Source organism: Chromobacterium sinusclupearum (assembly GCF_002902845.1).
In the GTDB taxonomy this organism is placed as follows: Bacteria; Pseudomonadota; Gammaproteobacteria; order Burkholderiales; family Chromobacteriaceae; genus Chromobacterium; species Chromobacterium sinusclupearum.
In genome coordinates, this window is record NZ_PPTF01000032.1 from 11,725 (window position 1) to 28,089 (window position 16,365).

At 61.9% G+C, this 16,365-nt stretch carries 19 protein-coding genes; 7 read left to right on the forward strand and 12 right to left on the reverse strand.

All coding sequences use genetic code 11. The annotated features are described in order from the left end of the window. From C2134_RS21185 to C2134_RS09440, 5 genes are all read left to right on the forward strand, one after another. On the forward strand, positions 1-1,177 hold a 1,177-nt coding region (locus C2134_RS21185; RefSeq protein ID WP_233196400.1), incomplete at its 5' end, for a methyl-accepting chemotaxis protein. 89 nt (positions 1,178-1,266) lie between these two features. Further along, the gene (locus C2134_RS09425) at positions 1,267-1,821 is read left to right on the forward strand and encodes a chemotaxis protein CheW (protein WP_103319515.1); all 555 of its coding nucleotides are present in this window, start codon (positions 1,267-1,269) and stop codon (positions 1,819-1,821) included. Between the two features lie 27 nt (positions 1,822-1,848). Then, on the forward strand, positions 1,849-2,214 hold the full coding sequence (locus C2134_RS09430) for a response regulator (RefSeq protein ID WP_047237821.1): 366 nt from the start codon (positions 1,849-1,851) through the stop codon (positions 2,212-2,214). 14 nt (positions 2,215-2,228) lie between these two features. Then, positions 2,229-2,525 carry an STAS domain-containing protein gene (locus C2134_RS09435; RefSeq protein WP_158248736.1) on the forward strand — a complete coding sequence of 99 codons (297 nt, stop codon included), beginning with the start codon at positions 2,229-2,231 and terminating at the stop codon, positions 2,523-2,525. Positions 2,526-2,568: 43 nt separating this feature from the next. Then, positions 2,569-4,710 (forward strand): chemotaxis protein CheA, encoded by a 2,142-nt coding sequence (locus C2134_RS09440; RefSeq protein WP_103319519.1) that lies wholly within the window; start codon positions 2,569-2,571, stop codon positions 4,708-4,710. 29 nt (positions 4,711-4,739) lie between these two features. Here the strand turns inward: C2134_RS09440 and C2134_RS09445 are convergent, their stop codons facing one another. The 9 genes from C2134_RS09445 to minC all read right to left on the reverse strand — a co-directional run bounded on the left by C2134_RS09445 (position 4,740) and on the right by minC (position 11,540). Continuing rightward, positions 4,740-5,069, reverse strand: coding sequence for an Hpt domain-containing protein (locus tag C2134_RS09445; RefSeq protein ID WP_158248737.1), 330 nt, complete (start codon positions 5,067-5,069; stop codon positions 4,740-4,742). Between the two features lie 47 nt (positions 5,070-5,116). Continuing rightward, complete coding sequence (locus C2134_RS09450; protein WP_103319523.1) at positions 5,117-5,746, reverse strand: response regulator transcription factor; 630 nt, start codon at positions 5,744-5,746, stop codon at positions 5,117-5,119. Between the two features lie 90 nt (positions 5,747-5,836). Then, a complete protein-coding gene (locus C2134_RS09455; protein ID WP_199154081.1) occupies positions 5,837-6,274 on the reverse strand; it encodes a response regulator in 438 nt (145 codons plus the stop codon). Between the two features lie 27 nt (positions 6,275-6,301). After that, entirely contained in the window at positions 6,302-8,224 is a 1,923-nt protein-coding gene (locus C2134_RS09460; RefSeq protein ID WP_103319527.1) for an ATP-binding protein, read from the reverse strand. Between the two features lie 102 nt (positions 8,225-8,326). Further along, entirely contained in the window at positions 8,327-8,707 is a 381-nt protein-coding gene (locus C2134_RS09465) for a VOC family protein (RefSeq protein ID WP_103319561.1), read from the reverse strand. A gap of 71 nt (positions 8,708-8,778) precedes the next feature. Then, positions 8,779-9,717: a hydrogen peroxide-inducible genes activator gene (locus C2134_RS09470; RefSeq protein WP_103319529.1), complete on the reverse strand. Its 939-nt coding sequence runs from the start codon at positions 9,715-9,717 to the stop codon at positions 8,779-8,781. Positions 9,718-9,720: 3 nt separating this feature from the next. Beyond that, the gene (gene minE, locus C2134_RS09475) at positions 9,721-9,978 is read right to left on the reverse strand and encodes a cell division topological specificity factor MinE (protein ID WP_043620835.1); all 258 of its coding nucleotides are present in this window, start codon (positions 9,976-9,978) and stop codon (positions 9,721-9,723) included. Positions 9,979-9,981: 3 nt separating this feature from the next. After that, entirely contained in the window at positions 9,982-10,794 is an 813-nt protein-coding gene (minD, locus tag C2134_RS09480) for a septum site-determining protein MinD (protein ID WP_043620832.1), read from the reverse strand. A 23-nt stretch (positions 10,795-10,817) separates the two neighbouring features. Further along, on the reverse strand, positions 10,818-11,540 hold the full coding sequence (gene minC, locus C2134_RS09485; RefSeq protein ID WP_103319531.1) for a septum site-determining protein MinC: 723 nt from the start codon (positions 11,538-11,540) through the stop codon (positions 10,818-10,820). A gap of 390 nt (positions 11,541-11,930) precedes the next feature. On the opposite strand from minC, the gene C2134_RS09490 reads away from it, so the two are divergent. After that, positions 11,931-12,497: a phasin family protein gene (locus tag C2134_RS09490; protein ID WP_103319533.1), complete on the forward strand. Its 567-nt coding sequence runs from the start codon at positions 11,931-11,933 to the stop codon at positions 12,495-12,497. A gap of 166 nt (positions 12,498-12,663) precedes the next feature. Here the strand turns inward: C2134_RS09490 and C2134_RS09495 are convergent, their stop codons facing one another. Further along, positions 12,664-13,392, reverse strand: a complete 729-nt coding sequence (locus C2134_RS09495; protein ID WP_103319535.1) for a hypothetical protein — start codon at positions 13,390-13,392, stop codon at positions 12,664-12,666. Between the two features lie 165 nt (positions 13,393-13,557). Next, positions 13,558-14,085: an inorganic diphosphatase gene (gene ppa, locus C2134_RS09500; RefSeq protein ID WP_021478635.1), complete on the reverse strand. Its 528-nt coding sequence runs from the start codon at positions 14,083-14,085 to the stop codon at positions 13,558-13,560. 121 nt (positions 14,086-14,206) lie between these two features. Between ppa and coq7 the strand changes: the two genes are divergently transcribed. Beyond that, complete coding sequence (coq7, locus tag C2134_RS09505; RefSeq protein ID WP_103319537.1) at positions 14,207-14,827, forward strand: 2-polyprenyl-3-methyl-6-methoxy-1,4-benzoquinone monooxygenase; 621 nt, start codon at positions 14,207-14,209, stop codon at positions 14,825-14,827. 61 nt (positions 14,828-14,888) lie between these two features. Here the strand turns inward: coq7 and C2134_RS09510 are convergent, their stop codons facing one another. Next, positions 14,889-16,343 (reverse strand): hypothetical protein, encoded by a 1,455-nt coding sequence (locus tag C2134_RS09510; RefSeq protein ID WP_103319539.1) that lies wholly within the window; start codon positions 16,341-16,343, stop codon positions 14,889-14,891. Between the last annotated feature and the right edge of the window lie 22 nt (positions 16,344-16,365).

The following is a 16,365-nucleotide window of genomic DNA, read 5'->3' on the forward strand; positions in this document are numbered from 1 at the left end:
GATGGCCTGCATCAAGGAGTTTGGCGAGGGCAATATGGAAGCGCCGCTGGAGCTCTTTCCGGGCAAGAAGCGCTTCATCAATGACACGATTGAGCAAATGCGCGCCAATATCAAAGCCTTGATCGTAGATACCGACATGCTGGCCCAGGCGTCGGTGGAGGGGCGTTTGGACGCCCGCGCCAACGCGAATGCGCACCGCGGCGACTTCCGCAAAATCGTCGAAGGCATCAACAAGACGCTGGATGGCATGGCCGGGCCGGTGAAAGAGGTGATGCGCGTGATGGAGTCGCTTGCGGTCGGCAATCTGACCAGCCTGGTGGAAGGGCAGTATGCGGGAGATTTCGATCAGCTCAAGCGTTCCGTCAATACCAGCGTGGACCAACTGGCCCAGACCATACGCCAGGTGAGCGAGGCGATAGAGGAGATCTCCAGCGCGCTGAGCCAGGTGAACAGCGCGTCGCAGACGCTGTCGCAGAACGCGACCGAGCAAGCCGCCAGCCTGGAGCAGACCACGTCCTCCATGGAGGAAATGTCGGTCTCCATCGCCCAGAACACTGATAACGCAGTGGTGACAGATGGCATCGCCACCCAGTCCGCCAAGGATGCGATGCGCGGCGGAGACGCGGTGGACGAGACCGTGAAGGCGATGCGAGCCATCGCCGACAAGATAGGCATTATCGACGACATCGCCTACCGGACGGACCTGCTGGCGCTGAACGCGGCCATCGAAGCCGCGCGGGCGGGCGAGCACGGCAAGGGCTTCGCCGTGGTGGCGGCCGAAGTCCGAAAACTGGCCGAACGCAGCCAGATCGCGGCGCAGGAGATCAGCGGCCTGGCCGCCAGCAGCGTGCAGACGGCCGAGCAGGCGGGCCAGCTGTTGTCCGAAATGCTGCCGTCTATCAACAGGACGGCGGACCTGGTGCGCGAGATCACGGCGGCGTCCAACGAGCAGAGCATAGGCACGAACCAGATCAACGAGGCGATGAATCAGCTGAACTTGACCACGCAGCAAACCGCGTCAGCATCGGAAGAGCTGGCGGCGACCGCGCAGACGGTGGCCGAACAGGCCGAGCTGCTGCGCAATCTGATGAGTCAGTTCGAGCTGCGCGAATCGCACGGCAACGCCATGCGCGACACCATGGCCCTGATGAGAAGCGGCGGGCGCTCCTACGCATGAAAGAGCACGCGGCATCCGCCGCGGCGTAATGGATCAGGCGGGCAGGGCGCGCTTGCCGAGCGCGGTCCCTGCCTGCCGGGGAGAAATGCATGGCGGACAATCAAGTGAGCAACCCGAATCCGGCAACCGGCGCCGCTCAGCACGAATCCAGCGGCGGCAAGCTCTACCTTGCCTTCAGCCTGGGGGGGAATGCCTACTCCATCGAGATCGAGCGGATCCGGGAAATCATCGAATACGACGTGCCAACTGCGGTGCCCATGATGCCGCTCGCCGTGTGCGGCGTCATCAATCTGCGCGGCGCGGTGGTGCCGGTCCTCGATCTGGCTGTGCGCTTCGGCCACCACCCTATCGTAGTGAGCCGTCGCAGCTGCTATGTGATCGTGGAGGTGGAGCATGAGGGCGCATTGCACGTGATCGGCTTGCTGGTGGATCGCGTGACGGCGGTGGTGGAAATCGACGATGCGGACATTGAGCCGCCGCCGGCTTTTGGCGCGCAAATCGACATCGATTTCATCGCCGGCCTGGCGCGCCATGACAATCGTTTCCTGATCATTCTGAATATGGCGCGCGCCTTGTCGATAGCGGAAATGTCCGCGGTGACGAGGATGGGCGAGGAGAAACTGCAGCAAGCCGATCCGGCTTGAGGCTGACAGGCCTGGGAGGGCAATGCCATGGCAAAACTGATACTGGTGGTGGATGACTCCGCGTCTTTGCGGTCCTTGGTGGCGATGACGCTGACCGATGCCGGCTACGAAGTGATGGAGGCCTGCGACGGCGCCGACGCTCTGTCCAAATTGAAGGGGCAGCGCATCAGCCTGGTGATTTCGGATGTGAACATGCCCAATATGGACGGCCTCACTTTTGTCCAGGAGCTCAAGAAAAATCCGGCATACAAGTGCGCGCCGGTGATCATGCTGACGACCGAGGTGGCGGAGGACAAGAAACAGGCGGGCCAGTCCGCCGGCGCCAAGGCCTGGATGGTCAAGCCGTTTCAGCCCAAGCAAATGCTGGCTGCGGTTGAGTTGCTGGCGAGCTGAGCATGGACTTCACCTTGGACTTCGACGAAGCAACCGGCCGGCATCTGTTTCGGGGCGAATTGGGCGTTTATACCGCCCATGCGGTGCAGGCGGTTTGGCTGAATCTGTTGCAGGCCGCCGACGGCATCTGCATGGATTTGGCTGGTGTCACGGAAATCGATACCGCCGGGTTGCAGTTGCTGTTGCAGATGAAGCGCCATGCCGCCAAGAGCGTGAGCTTCTGCAACGCGTCTGAGCCGGTGCGGGAAATGGCCAGGCTGGTGAACCAGGAAGCTTTGCTCGAGCAGCCCGACGCTGTGGGCGAGGGCTAGCTTGACCGCGCCGCTGGGCGTCACTACACAAGGTGAGTTCGATATGGAAAACGATACCCTGTCCGCCGCGTTCGCCGTTTTCATAGACGAGGCGCGCGATCTGATCGGCCAGATGGAAGACATATTGCTGCGCTTGGAGGCCGGCAGCGCGGATGGCGACGATCTGCCCGCGCTGTTCCGTTGCGCGCATACCATCAAGGGCTCGGCCGGCATGTTCGGTCTGGAGGAGGTGGTGCGCTTCACCCACGTGGTGGAAAGCGTGCTGGACGAGTTGCGTAATGGGGCTTTTGCGTTTGATTCTGACCTGGCCAGCGTGCTGCTGGATTGCCAGGATCACATCTCCGGCCTGATCGCCGCCATAACGGACGGCGGCGAGGCGGACCGCGCGCGCAGCGACGCGCTGATTCCGCAACTGTCGCGCTGGCTGGGGCAGGAGGCATCGCCCGCCGCGTCCGCGAGCGAAGCGCTTCCGCAGCAGGAGGCGGCCGGGGATGAGCAAGGGGTGGCGTCGCCGTTCTGGCATCTGTCTCTGCGCTTTTCTCCGTCCATCCTCTGCGATGGCATGGATCCGCTCAAATTCATCAATTATCTGAACCGCTACGGCCGCATCCAGCATGTGGAAACGGTTTGCGACCACCTGCCGCCGCTGGAGGCGGCAGATCCGCAGCAGTGCTATCTGGGTTTCGAGGTGGTTTTGGACAGCGCCGCCAGCGCGGAGGAGATCGCCAGCGTATTCGCCTTCTGTGCCGAAAACGCGAGCATCGTCATCTTGCCGCCGCACAGCCCGCTGGCCGCCTTTCAGCGCTTGATCGAAGCCTTGCCGGAAGCGTCCGGCCGCGTGGGCGAAATCCTGGTGGCTTGCGGGAGCTTGACGTCCGACGAGTTGTACCGCTTGCTGGTTCTGCCGCATGGGGGCGGCGAAGCTTTGCCGGTCGAGCCAGGAGGCATGGGCGAGGAGGCGCAGCCCAGGCCCAAGCGCGAGGAGGAGCGGCGGCCGGCAGAAGGCGGCAGCGTCAAAGTGCCGGCCTGCCGGCTGGATGCCTTGATCGACCGAGTGGGCGAACTGGTCATCGCCGGCGCGGGCAATCAGGCGCAGGCCGCCAAAGCCGCCCATCCGGCCATGCTGGAGGCGGCTTCCCAATTGTTGACGCTGGTGGAGGCCGTGCGCGACATGGCGCTGCAGCTGCGCATGGTGGCCATAGGAGAGGTCTTTTACCGCTTTCCGCGCGTGGTGCGCGACGTGGCGAAAGAGCTGGGCAAGGAGATAGAGCTGCGCATCTCCGGCGCGGAGGCGGAGCTGGACAAGTCCATGGTGGAGAAAATCGCAGATCCGTTGATGCACCTGCTGCGCAATGCCATGGATCACGGCATCGAACCGGCGGAGACGCGCATCGCCCGCGGCAAGCCCGTGCAAGGCACGGTCACGCTGAAGGCCTACCACGAGTCCGGCGCCATCATGATCGAGGTGGCGGATGACGGCGGCGGCCTGGATCACGAGAAGATTCTGCGCAAGGCGATAGAGAAGGGCATCGTGGCGGAGGGCGCGAATCTGTCGCGCCACGACATCCATCAGTTGATCCTGGCGCCCGGCTTCTCCACGGCGGAGCGCGTCACCAATCTGTCGGGCCGCGGCGTGGGCATGGACGTGGTGAAGAGCCATATCGAAGCGCTGCGCGGCTCGTTGGTGATCGAGTCCGAACCGGGCCGCGGCACTACGATGCGGCTGTGCCTGCCGCTGACGTTGGCCATCATCGACGGTTTCCATGTGGGAGTGGGCGGCGCGCAGTTCATCGTGCCGCTGGACATGGTGGTGGAGTGCCTGGAGCTGCCGCAGTGCCAGGGGGATGTGGATTATATGGACAAAGACGGCGCCGCCTTGCCCTTCGTGCGCTTGCGGGAGTTGTTTGGCGAGCGCGGCCCGGCGCATCCGCGGCCGCGCGTGGTGACCGTCAGCTTTGCCGGCAAACGCATCGGCCTGGTGGTGGACAGGATTTACGGCAAGTGCCAGACCGTCATCAAGCCGCTGGGCGCCCTGTTCCAGCATGTGCCCTGCGTGACTGGCTCGACGATCCTCGGCGACGGCGAGGTCGCCCTGATCATAGACGTCGTCCAGTTGATTCAGGGCGTGGTGGCGCGGGACGTGCAGCAAAGGCAAAGAAACGCGCCTGCGGCGTTGCCGGCATGAGCGCGTCTTCGTCCGCCGCGGGGCGAGGCTTATGCTAGCGCGCCGGCGAGGGCCGCCAGATCGGCCAGAAACTGCCGCCGCATGCCCGCGTCAATGGGCGGCGCGTCCGCGGCCAGCCAGCCATCGAGCAGGCATTCCAGGCTCAGGCAGCGCCGCCCCAGCTCCGGCTGGCCAAAGGTGCCGCCGGAGCCGGCGAGCTTGTGCAGACGTTCCCGCAAGACGGCATAAACAGCCTGATCGGCGGCCTCGCCGTTCAGTTGGGCTGCCAGAGCTTGCATCTCGTCCAGTTGCCGGAGCAAGCGGTCCTGATATTGCGCGAGCAATGCCTGCATTCGTTTTTGCGTTTCGGCGGCATCCATGTCTTTCCTTTCGCCGCGCATCGCCTGATTCGGCGCGGGGCATACGCTTACTCTCGCTTGCCGGCGGTCTTGTGCTGCCACAGCTCCATGCTGCTCAGCAATTTGGCCGTGGAGGAAGCGCGCATTTTCTTCAAGACGCTGCTGCGATACTGCTCTGCGGTATTGAGCGTCACGCCCAGCTTGTCGGCGATTTGCTTGCTGCTCATGCCGGAGGCGATTTCATCGAGGACTTGCTTTTCGCGCGGCGTGAGATTCGCCAATCTGGCCTGGAAGACTTCTTTTTCGCGGACTTTCTGTTTCCGCTGCGGCAGCGTTTGCAAGCATTGTTGAACGCAGTCCAGCAACTCCTGCTCCTGGATGGGTTTTTGCAGGAACTCCACCGCGCCATCCCGCATGGCGTCCACCACCACCCGGATATCCGCATGCGCCGTCATGAAGATCACCGGCATGTCCAGCGTTTCACTGCGGATCTGCCGCTGCAGGTCCAGCCCGCTCATGCCCGGCATGCGCATGTCCAGCACGACGCAGGCGCATTGATGCCGCCTGGCGTCCTCCATGAACGATCGCCCATCGGGATAGCCGATCACCGGAATTTTTATGCTGTCCAGCATCAGGCATAGCATTTCCCGCAGCGCGTCGTCGTCGTCGATTACGGCGACAAAATCGTCATTCATCATTTTCCCTCTGCGTGGGAGCGGATTTTCTGGCTGTTTCGCCGGCTGCCGGCCCGGCGCGCCTGGCGTCGCAGCCGCCGATCAAAGCTTGTTCTAGCCGATTTCCGGCGCGAGCGAGCGGATCAGGCCGGGCAGCTCCAGCGGATTGAACGGTTTTTCTATCACGGCCGTTGCGCCCAGCGCTTTGAGTCTTTCGATTTCCTGTTTCTGCACTTTCGCCGTCATAAAAATGATGGGCGTCAGCGCGAGCGCCGGGATGGCTTTCAAACGGCTGAACGTGTTGGGGCCATCCATTTCCGGCATCATCACGTCCAGCACAATGATGTCGGGGGGCGAGGCTTCGGCCAAGGAGACGGCGTCGATGCTCGATGCGCACAGCTTGATTTCCATGTCCTGTTCCTGTTCGAACGCGAAAGCGAAGATGCTTCGAATATCCTGGTCGTCGTCGATGAACATCAGCTGTATTTTTCTGGATGACATGGCGGCTCCTGTAACAGGCAATCGGCCCGGCGGCGCATCCGCCGCGCTCATCTGAAAGGCTGCGGGCGGAAGAGGGCTTTATGCATGGTTTATTGCGGATAATATGGTTTTTTCCAATGCGGCCAAAGTCGCATGCCGGGGAAGCCAGTGAATGGCGAGGCCTTCCTTCCGGATCGATTCCAGATAGTCCGTTTTTCTTTCATCGGATAGCAGAACCAGCGATGGTGCATTCAGTCCCCTCATGCTGAGGATAGCCTCAATCATGGCCAGGCTTTCATGGTGGGGCAGGTCGATCAAGACGGCCTGGTAGGCGGTGTGCCGCAGCAAATCGAGCGCGATGTGTCCCCGGTAGGCGCCGTCGCTCTCGATGCCTTGCTCATCAAGCGAGGCGCGCAAGGCGTCGGCTTCGCTTTCCTCCCGCTTGCATATCAGCAGACGGTATGGCTTGGCGGCAACCAGCGCGGTGGCGGCGGGAAGATCGAAATAGAATGTGGTGCCTGTGCCCATGGTGCTCTCGTAATCCAATAGGCCATGGTGGCGCTCTATGATGGCTTTGGTAATGTTCAGGCCCAGCCCGGCGCCGCCTTTTTCTCTGGTGTCGGATTTATCCGCCTGGGCGAAACGATTGAAGATTTCACTGCGGAAACTTTCCGGAATGCCCCTTCCCTCGTCGTGTATCGCCACCCGGTATCTGTCCTGGATGTTATGGACGGAGATTTCCACGATGCCATCGGCTGGAGAGAATTTGACGGCATTGGACAGCAGATTGGAAATGGCTTGCATCAGCCGGTTCGGGTCGCCTATGACGTAGGCCTGGCTCAAGGCATTTAAAGCCTGGAGGCTGACGCCGCTTTGATGGGCATACGCCTCGTTGGCCTTGATGGACTGCTTGATCAAGGCGGACAGATCGACCTTTTCAAAGGTGAATTCCAGGTGGCCGGCCTCTATTTTTTTCAGGTCCAGTATGTCATTGGCCAGCGCGGTCAGCCGGGCGCAGTTGCTGCTGGCGATTTCCAGCAGCTGCCTGATCCTGGGAGAGAGCGCTTCGTCGCCATCGTGCAGGGCCAGGGCCAAGCCGCCATGAATCGAGGTCAGCGGGGTGCGCAGTTCATGGCTGATGGTGGAAATGAATTCGTTCTTGATGCGTTCCACTTTCTTGCGTTCGGAAATGTCTCTGGCCACCGCGACGAACATGCAGCTTCCTTGCAGGTGCATTTCGCTGATGGAGAGTTCCAGCGGAAAAGTGGCGCCGTTGCGGTGCAGGCCGGTGACTTCTTTTCCATGGCCAAGGAGCGGCAAGCCGCCGGCCATGCTTTGGCAGGGTTCCGCTATCAGCATGTCTAGACTTCGGCCGGCCAGCTCGCTGGCGGCATAGCCAAAAATGCGGCATGCCGCCGGGTTGGCGCTTTCCATGACGCCATGGGCATCCAGCGTGATGATGCCGTCTATCACGGTGTCCAGCACGGCGCGCAGGCGCGTGTCGGAATCATGCAGCTGTTTGATGAGGTCGGCGGCCGGTTGCATCAGCATCATGTCGACGGTGCTGGCGGCCAAATCCCGCAGAGCCGCCAATTGCTCCGGACTGGGCGTATGCGGCATGCGATCGATCGCGCACAGCGTGCCAAGGCGCACGCCGCCGCCGATGTCCAGCGGAGCGCCGGCATAGAAGCGGATATGAGGATTGCCGGTGACGAGCGGGTTGTCGGAGAAGCGCGGGTCCAGATGGGTGTCGGCCACGCAAAGAACGTCGTCGCCCAAAATGGCGTGGCCGCAGAAGGAAATGTCGCGGCCGGTTTGCTTGGCATCCAGTCCCTGATGGGATTTGAACCACTGACGGCCCGCGTCGACGAAGCTGACCAGGGCGATGGGAACCTGCATGATGTGCTGGGCGAGCCGCGCGATGCGGTCAAAGCGCTCTTCGGGCGGCGTATCGAGAATGTTCAGCGCATGCAGCGCCGCGATGCGCTCGGTTTCATTGCTCGGGTTGTCCGGTTTCTGCATGGGAGGGAGAGTCCTTGCGCCTAGGCTTTGTCCTCACTGAAGGATAGTTTCCCGAGCTTAGGCTCACAAATTCCTTGGGGGGCGGAGGGCGCGCCGCAGATGTCAGTCCGCGTTGCGTGGCAGATTCTGCGCGATGTGCCACAGTACGCCGGACGGGTCGAGCAAGGGAAAGTCCAGCATGCCCCATGGCTGATGTTTCAGATCGCCAAGCATGACTTGGTATTTTTCGGCGATGCCGCGGCGCTGAAGCTGCGCATGCCAGGCGGCCGCATCCGCCACCAGCAGATGCATCATGCAATTGGCGGCGAATTCCGGGTGGTAGTAGTCCTGCAGCAGGAAGCTGCAGTTGCCGTGGGCGAAATAGGCGACGCCGTGGCCAGCCGATTTGCGCTCGAAGCCCATGTCTTGATAGAAGGCCTGGGAAAGCTGGAAATCCTTGCTGGGAATGAAGGCCTTGATTTCAATGGATGCCAGATTTTCCATGCCAGTGTCCTTGCGGTGGGGTAATGAAAACCCGCCGATGCCGATCGGCGGGCGGGTCATCAAGCATGAGCTCAGGCGAGCTTGGGTTCGCCTTCCAGCATGACGACGTCGGAGAGTCCGGAACAGAACACGGCCTGTTGCAGGGTTTCTATCGCCTTCTTGCGGAAGAACTGTTTGCGCGTCACCAAGAGCACGCGGCGCTGCGGCGCCGGCTGGCTGAACGGCACGATGGACAGCAGCGATTCGTCGCCGGGGCCGACCGAGGTGGCCGGCATCACGGTGACACCCATGCCGCTGGCCACCATGTGGCGTATGGTGTTCAGCGAGCTGCCCTGCAGCGTGCTGGCCAGATTATGGCCTTGCGCCGGCCGGCTGGAAAGTTCGCTGCAGGCTTGCAGCACCTGGTCGCGGAAGCAGTTGCCGGGGCTGAGCAGCAGGACGCTTTCCTCGGACAGCTGACAGGGCTGGATGGCCTGCTGCTTTTCCCAGGGATGGCCTTTGGGCGTGGCGACGACGAAGGGTTCGTCGTACAGGGGCCAGGCTTCGATGCCGGTTTCCTCGAACGGATCGGCGACGATGATGGCGTCCACCTCGCCGCGCTTGAGCATTTCCGCCAGCCGGGAAGTGTAGTTCTCTTCCAGGATCAGCGGCATGTCCGGCGCCAGGATGCGCAGCGCCGGGATCAGCTTGGGCAACAGATAAGGGCTGATGGTGAAGATCACCCCCAGCTTCAGCGGGCCGGCCAGCTCGTTCTGATGCTCGCCGGCCAGGCGTTTGACCGCGTCGGCCTCTTCCAGCACGCGCTGCGATTGCTCGATGATGCGTTCGCCGATCTCGGTGACCGCCACTTCCTGGCCGCCGCGTTCGAACAGGGTCACGCCCAGTTCGTCCTCCAGCTTCTTGATGGCGATGGACAGCGTCGGCTGGCTGACAAAGCAGCTTTGGGCCGCGCGGCCAAAGTGGCGCTCGCGCGCCACCGCCACGATATAGCGCAGTTCGGTCAGCGTCATGGCTTAGCGCTGTTGCTCCGGCAATACGATGTTGACCTCCAGGACTTCGTAGTCGTCCTGGCGCTCCACTTGCACCTTGATGTCGTCGAGATTGACCGACACGTATTTGGATATCACTTCCATCAGTTCGCGTTGCAAGGCCGGCAGATAGTCCGGCGCGTGGCGGCCGTTGCGCTCGTGGGCCAGGATGATCTGCAGGCGTTCTCTGGCGATGGCGGCGGATTTTTGGCGCTTGCCAAAAATCATATCGATCAATGACATGAATTAACCTCCGAACAGGCGCTTGAGGATGCCCACCTTGGGGGCTTCCAGGAAGCGCATCGGGCGTTGTTCGCCCAGGAATCGCGCCACCACGTCGGTGTACGCGTCGGCCACATCCGTCCCTTTCAGGTGGATGGCCGGAGTGCCGGAGTTGGATGCCTGCAGCACGCTCTGCGATTCCGGAATGACGCCGATCAGCGGCACGCGCAGGATTTCCTTGACGTCCTCGACCGACAGCATTTCACCCTTGTCCACGCGTCCCGGCGCGTAGCGGGTGATCAACAGATGCTCCTTCACCGCCTCGCGTCCTTCCTCGGCGCGCTTGGACTTGGAGGCCAGGATGCCCAGGATGCGATCGGAGTCGCGTACCGACGAAACTTCCGGGTTGGTGACGATCAGCGCCTCATCGGCGAAGTACAGCGCCATCAGCGCGCCCTTCTCGATGCCGGCGGGGGAATCGCAGACGATGTATTCGAAGCCGGCGTCGTTCAGATCCTTCAACACCTTTTCCACGCCTTCCAGCGTCAGCGCGTCCTTGTCGCGGGTTTGCGAGGCCGGGATGATGAACAGATTGTCGCAGTTCTTGTCCTTGATCAGCGCCTGGTTCAGGCTGGCTTCGCCATTGACCACATTGATCAGGTCGTACACCACGCGGCGTTCGCAGCCCATGATCAGGTCCAAGTTGCGCAAGCCGACGTCGAAGTCGATCACGACAGTCTTGTGGCCGCGCAGTGCCAGGCCGGAAGCGAAGCTTGCGCTGGTGGTGGTTTTGCCTACGCCACCCTTGCCGGATGTCACAACGATGATTTTTGCCACGGGGCTTTCCTTTGGAAAATGTTTTACTCGCCGAGCGCGCTCATCACCAGGCGCTCGTTTTCAAGATAGATTTGGGTGGGTTTGCCCAGAATGCTTTCGGGCAAAGCCTGTTCAATGGTGCGGTACACCCCGGCGATGGATACCAGTTCGGCTTCCATGCTGCGGGTGAAAATGCGGGCTTGCGGGTTGCCGCGCGCGCCGGCCAGCGCGCGCCCCCGCAATGGAGCATAAACGTGGATGTTGCCGTCGGCGATGACTTCGGCGCCGGTGTTGACCATGGCCAGCACAACCAGATCGCAACCTTTGGCATAGATCTGCTGGCCGGCGCGGACCGGCCGGTCGATGATCATGCATGACGATGCGGGGGGCGGCGCAGGCGCTTCGGCGGCGGGCTTGGCCGCCGGCTCCTGCACCGTTTGCACCGAGCGGGGCTGGGCGGCGCTGTTGGCGAAGGCCAGGCCGAAGCGGCCGGCCACGGCGGCCAGCGCATTGTCCGGATGGCGCAGCGCCACGGCGCGGATGCCGCGGCGGCTCAGCAAGGGCAGCAAGCGGCCGAAGTCGAGGTCGGCCGGATTGGGCAGGGCCTCCACATCCAGCACGAAGGCCTCTGCGGGCGCGTCGCTGGTGTTGCCGAACCGCGCGTCCAGAGCCTGGCTCAGTTCGTCCAGATTATCGGTGCGCAGCAAGATGGCCAGCAGGTCCAGACTGGCGGATTTGATATCAAAGGCGTTGGCCACAGGGCTCATGAGATGGCTTTAACTGGATAGATTTCTTCTATGGGCGAGTGTACTGGCTTGGCGTCGGGGTTTCAATGGCTGCTTTGCTTGGCGGGCCGGATGGCGTGAGGCCGGCGGGCGGCGGCGTGTCTGTGAGCGGAGGCCATCTGCGTTGCATTGCAAAAAAACCTCAGTTCGGCATGTCCTGAGGGACAGGCGCGTAATTGTCATCTTTATGGAATGATTGTGTAGTAAAAACTCTGCAGAAATAGCCATTTAGTTCATTGTGCAATGCAACAAATTCTTGACCTGCGCGATCCTTTGGCGGTAAAGTGTGATTGTTGCGCTGCAACATCATTGCGCGGAACGACAGTTTTGCTGCTGTATCGCTGTGTCCCCGACATTCTAGGAGCTGATTACATGTTTACCACCACGCAAGAACTCTCCGCCCTTGGTCAATCGCAGTTCGACAAGGCTGTTCGTCTTTCCTCCATCGTACTGGCCGGCGCCGAGCGTTTCGCCAGCCTGCAACTGGACCTGTCGCGCAAGCTGCTGAACGACAACGCCCAGGCTTTCAAGACTTTGAGCGAAGTGAAGGACGTCAAGGCCCTGGGCGACGTGCAAAGCGGCCTGGCTCAGCCGGCTCTGGATCAAGCTTTCTCCGCCGCCCGCCACGTGTACGACGCTGCCTTGGCTACGCAAAATGAGCTGACCGCTTTTGTTGAAGAGCAGATCGCCGAAAACAACAAGGCGCTGCAAACCAGCCTGGAGCGTCTGTCGAAGAACGCCCCGGCCGGCTCCGACATCGCCGTGTCCGCGATGAAGACCCTGCTGAACACCTCCACCGCCGCTTTCGAAAGCGTGTCCAAGACCGCCAAGAAGGTGAGCGCCGAGATTGCTGAAGCCGGTGTTGAAGCCGCTACCAATTCGGCCAAAGCCGCCAGCGCTGCCGTAGCTCGCAAAAAGTCCACTACCGCCGCCGCCTGATCTGGCTCGCTGCTCCGGAAGACGCAAACCGCCCCGGCTGATGCCGGGGCGGTTTGTTTTGGGCCATGCGGAGCGGAAAATTATCAGTTCTTGAGTTCTACAAATCCTGTGGAAACCAGGCGTTCATGATTTGCAGCCGGCCTGCTGATTGCCGTTCATTTCCAGTCTAGGTGTGCCCGGCTTGCTGCTGATCTCGCGTTTGTAGAAGCGCGGACAATTCCTGCAGCAGTTTGTCCCAATCCTGTTGCTGCGGCAGCGTCAAAACAATGCTCCGGGCTAGGTTGGCCGCGTAATGGCGCGCGCTTTCCGGCAATGGGGACGGGTAGGGCGGGGTGAGTCCGATGCGGTCTGTCAGGTAGCTGGCCGCCAATTGGCGCAATTTGTCGGCCAGCAGCCATTGCTCCCCTAGCATCTGCTCCCATTGCAGATTGCGCGGCTGAGCATCGGGAGGCAGTAGGGAGGAGTGGCAGGCATGCAACAGCGCGGCGAATACCCGTTGGCAGAAGCGGGCGCTGTGGAGCGGCCCGCTATGCAGCCAGCAGCCGGGTTGCGGCGCCAAGGCGTCCAGCAGCTGCCAGGCGGCGCTGTCCGGAGCCGGCGCGTTGCCGACCAGCAGCATGAAACCATGCTCGGCGCCGGGCGGCAGCCAGTCCCCCGCGAGCTCCAACAGATCCATGCCTGCCTGGTGGCAATAGGCGTGCCGCGCTTCCAGCGCATGATCGCTATCCACGGCAAGGTCTAGCCAACAATCATCCAACTCGATGCCGACCCACCCTGCAGGCAGGCGCGATGGCGTGTCGTGTTCCGGCGCAGCCGCCAGCCCTTGCGCTTCTAGCCGGCGCAAGAACCAGGACAAATGGGGCGCTTGTCCCCGCATGCGGAAGGAAACAGCCATGTTTGGGCACCATGGGACCGCCGTCAGGCGGCTCATTCTGATTTAAAGCGTGGCAGAAAGCGTACGCCACAGCAATCCATTATCAGGCTGAATGGCTGAATTGTGCAATGCAGCATTTTAGGGCGTTAAAAAACCGGCCTGCCGGCCGGTTGCATTGTGAGGCGCTTACTTGCCGAAGCGCTCAATGCCTTCCACCAGTTCGGTTTTGGCGTCTTCCAGCGTGCCCCAGCCCTGGATCTTGACCCACTTGCCCTTTTCCAGATCCTTGTAGTGCTCGAAGAAGTGCACCATCTGCGCGCGCAGCAGTTCCGGCAGGTCTTCCAGCTTCTGGATGGACTTGTACATCGGGCACAGCTTTTCCACCGGCACGGCCACCAGCTTGGCGTCCACGCCGCCGTCGTCTTCCATCTTGATCAGGCCCAGGGCGCGGCAGCGCACCACCACGCCCGGCGGCAGCGGGAACGGAGTGACCACCAGCACGTCGACCGGATCGCCGTCGCCGGCCAGGGTTTGCGGCACGAAGCCGTAGTTGGCCGGGTACATCATGGAGGTGCCCATGAAGCGGTCCACCACCAGCGTGTTCCATTCCTTGTCGAATTCGTACTTGATCGGAGCGGCGTTGGCGGAGATTTCGATGACGACGTTGAAGTCGCCCGGCATGTCTTTGCCCGGGCCGATGCTTGCGAGGTTCATTGCGCGCAATCCTTCGTGTTGAGTAGATAAACAGGTTTAACCGGCTGATTATATCAGCAGCTGCCGTCGCTGTGCCGGCCAGGTATAATCAGCGGTTTGACGAATTGCTGGAGCCGTGCCGATGCTGGACAAGCTGATCACCGAACTGGACAAGGGCCTGCGCACCTTGTGCGCGCCGGCGCATAGCGGCCGCGCGCATCCGGATCAGGATATCGCCGAGACCGAACTGAGCGCGGCGGAAAAACGGCATGCATTGGGCCTGATGCGGGTTAACCATTGCGGCGAGGTGTGCGCCCAAGCCTTGTATCAGGGCCAGGCGTTGACGGCGCGAGACGCGGCGGCGCGCGAGGCGCTGCGTCAGGCGGCACAGGAAGAGATTGAGCATCTGGCCTGGACAGAACGCCGCATCCGCGAGCTGGGCGGCCGCCCCAGCCTGCTCAATCCACTGTGGTACACCGGCTCGCTGGCGATGGGGGTGGCGGCCGGTGTGCTCGGCGACAAGTGGAACCTGGGCTTTCTGCAGGAAACCGAGCGCCAGGTGGGCGCGCATCTGGACAGCCATCTAAGCGAGTTGCCGGAAGGCGACGCGCGCAGCCGCGCCATCGTCAGCCAGATGCGCGACGACGAACTGCAGCACGCCGAGATGGCGCACGAGCTGGGCGCCGCCGAGCTGCCGGCGCCCTTGAAGGCGGCGATGAAACTGTCGGCCAGGCTGATGACCGGCAGCAGCTATCATCTGTAACACAGGCAAATAACAAGACCGGCGTAAGCCGGTCTTGTCGCATGGGCAGGGCTGTTTCCGACTATTTGGCGTCGTCCGCGATCGACCACAGGAAGTCGGTCTGCAGATTGCCCTTGAACATCGGCGCGTTGCGCGGGATGTAGAAGTTGGTGGAGTAGCCTATCGCACTGGCCTTGCTGTCCATCTGTACCGAGGCGCCGGAGTGGCAAGTCATGCAGTTGGTCTGCACGCCGACGGTGGCATGGAAGGTCCGCTTGCTGACGGGGCTGTAGATGCCGACATTGACCGGCGGAGCGGTGAAGGTGGCGGCGTTGAAGTCAGATTCCAGATACGGGTTGTATACCGTCACCGGCTGGCCCACGCTCTTGCCGCCGTTGATCGGCTGATTCGGCGCCACCATCTGGTAGCCGATGGACATGGCGTAGTGGGCGGCGGGCCATGCCACTTGAGCCGGCCGCGCCGCGGCTGCGGCGCGATTGCCGGGCAGGGGAGGCTTGGCCGGGTTGGGCGTCCAGAAGAAGGTCTGCCACGTCCATTCGGTGATTTCGCGCGTGGTGACATGCATGGCCATCAGGATCAGCGCATCGCCGACCTCCACCGACTGTTTCAGCTGGTCTTGGACCAGTTGCTGAAATTGCTTCACGTTGTCCGCGGTGACGGGGTAGGCGATGAAGTCTCCCAGAGCGAAGGTGTTGCTGGCATTGGGATGGCTACAGGAGGGGTCGGTGCGGTCTGCCTTGGATTTGCCGGGGTTCTTGGCGTCGATGTAAACACAGCCGGGCCATTTGTCTTCGGAAAAGCCGTTTTTCTCGATGTCCGGCGTCACTTTGGGGGTACCGGGCCAGGCCGGCATCACGTACAAAGAGCTGCCCTTGATCATGTTCGCCTTGCTCACCAGCTTGTACACGGGCTTGATGGTGACGGCATTGGATGGGAACGCGGGGATCGAGGCGTTGCCGGCATCGTATATCTTGGTCAGCTCGGCCTTGGAAAACAATTGGTTCTTGCGGGCGAACTCCGCAGCAGCGGGATCGTAGGCCACCATTTCAAAAACCGATGTGTCTCGCATGTCGCTGGTTGACGGATTGGCCTTGGCGCTCAGTTCGGCCTTTTTCGCCTGTAATTTTTCCTGGAAACCTGGAACACGCTGGAATTGGCGCGGCACGCGCAATTGCAGCTGCCGCGGCGTGGACGCCTGCGCCTTCAACTGCTCGGGGTTGGAAGGCAGCGCGGCCACCTCTGCCGGGGTCAGCCAGGTAAGGTAAACCGGGACATTGGGAATGTCGAATTCCGACTGCCCGCTGGGCGCGGTCAGCGAGGCCCAAAGCCCCCAGCCGTGGCGATAGATCTGCCGCGTGTTGGCCGGCGTCTGCTGGTTGATCCAGTCCATCAGTTGCGACTCGGACTCCGGAAACGAATAGCCTGGAATGTGTGGGTTGGGCAGCGGCACGGGATGTGCGATTGCCAGATCACTCAGCAGCAGGGCGGCGGGAAGGAGCAGACGGTAATTATGCATTGCGCTTTCTCCATGCGGGAAT

What these genes read in the sequence shown, in the direction of transcription:
- C2134_RS09490 (WP_103319533.1), top strand. Translation starts at nt 11,931, where the DNA reads ATGTTTACCACCACGCAAGAACTCTCCGCCCTTGGTCAATCGCAGTTC.
- C2134_RS09495 (WP_103319535.1), bottom strand. Translation starts at nt 13,392, where the DNA reads ATGGCTGTTTCCTTCCGCATGCGGGGACAAGCGCCCCATTTGTCCTGG.
- C2134_RS09470 (WP_103319529.1), bottom strand. Translation starts at nt 9,717, where the DNA reads ATGACGCTGACCGAACTGCGCTATATCGTGGCGGTGGCGCGCGAGCGC.
- C2134_RS09425 (WP_103319515.1), top strand. Translation starts at nt 1,267, where the DNA reads ATGGCGGACAATCAAGTGAGCAACCCGAATCCGGCAACCGGCGCCGCT.
- coq7 (WP_103319537.1), top strand. Translation starts at nt 14,207, where the DNA reads ATGCTGGACAAGCTGATCACCGAACTGGACAAGGGCCTGCGCACCTTG.
- C2134_RS09430 (WP_047237821.1), top strand. Translation starts at nt 1,849, where the DNA reads ATGGCAAAACTGATACTGGTGGTGGATGACTCCGCGTCTTTGCGGTCC.
- C2134_RS09455 (WP_199154081.1), bottom strand. Translation starts at nt 6,274, where the DNA reads ATGAGCGCGGCGGATGCGCCGCCGGGCCGATTGCCTGTTACAGGAGCC.
- C2134_RS09460 (WP_103319527.1), bottom strand. Translation starts at nt 8,224, where the DNA reads ATGCAGAAACCGGACAACCCGAGCAATGAAACCGAGCGCATCGCGGCG.
- C2134_RS09450 (WP_103319523.1), bottom strand. Translation starts at nt 5,746, where the DNA reads ATGATGAATGACGATTTTGTCGCCGTAATCGACGACGACGACGCGCTG.
- minC (WP_103319531.1), bottom strand. Translation starts at nt 11,540, where the DNA reads ATGAGCCCTGTGGCCAACGCCTTTGATATCAAATCCGCCAGTCTGGAC.
- C2134_RS09465 (WP_103319561.1), bottom strand. Translation starts at nt 8,707, where the DNA reads ATGGAAAATCTGGCATCCATTGAAATCAAGGCCTTCATTCCCAGCAAG.
- minE (WP_043620835.1), bottom strand. Translation starts at nt 9,978, where the DNA reads ATGTCATTGATCGATATGATTTTTGGCAAGCGCCAAAAATCCGCCGCC.
- ppa (WP_021478635.1), bottom strand. Translation starts at nt 14,085, where the DNA reads ATGAACCTCGCAAGCATCGGCCCGGGCAAAGACATGCCGGGCGACTTC.
- C2134_RS09440 (WP_103319519.1), top strand. Translation starts at nt 2,569, where the DNA reads ATGGAAAACGATACCCTGTCCGCCGCGTTCGCCGTTTTCATAGACGAG.
- C2134_RS09445 (WP_158248737.1), bottom strand. Translation starts at nt 5,069, where the DNA reads ATGGATGCCGCCGAAACGCAAAAACGAATGCAGGCATTGCTCGCGCAA.
- C2134_RS09510 (WP_103319539.1), bottom strand. Translation starts at nt 16,343, where the DNA reads ATGCATAATTACCGTCTGCTCCTTCCCGCCGCCCTGCTGCTGAGTGAT.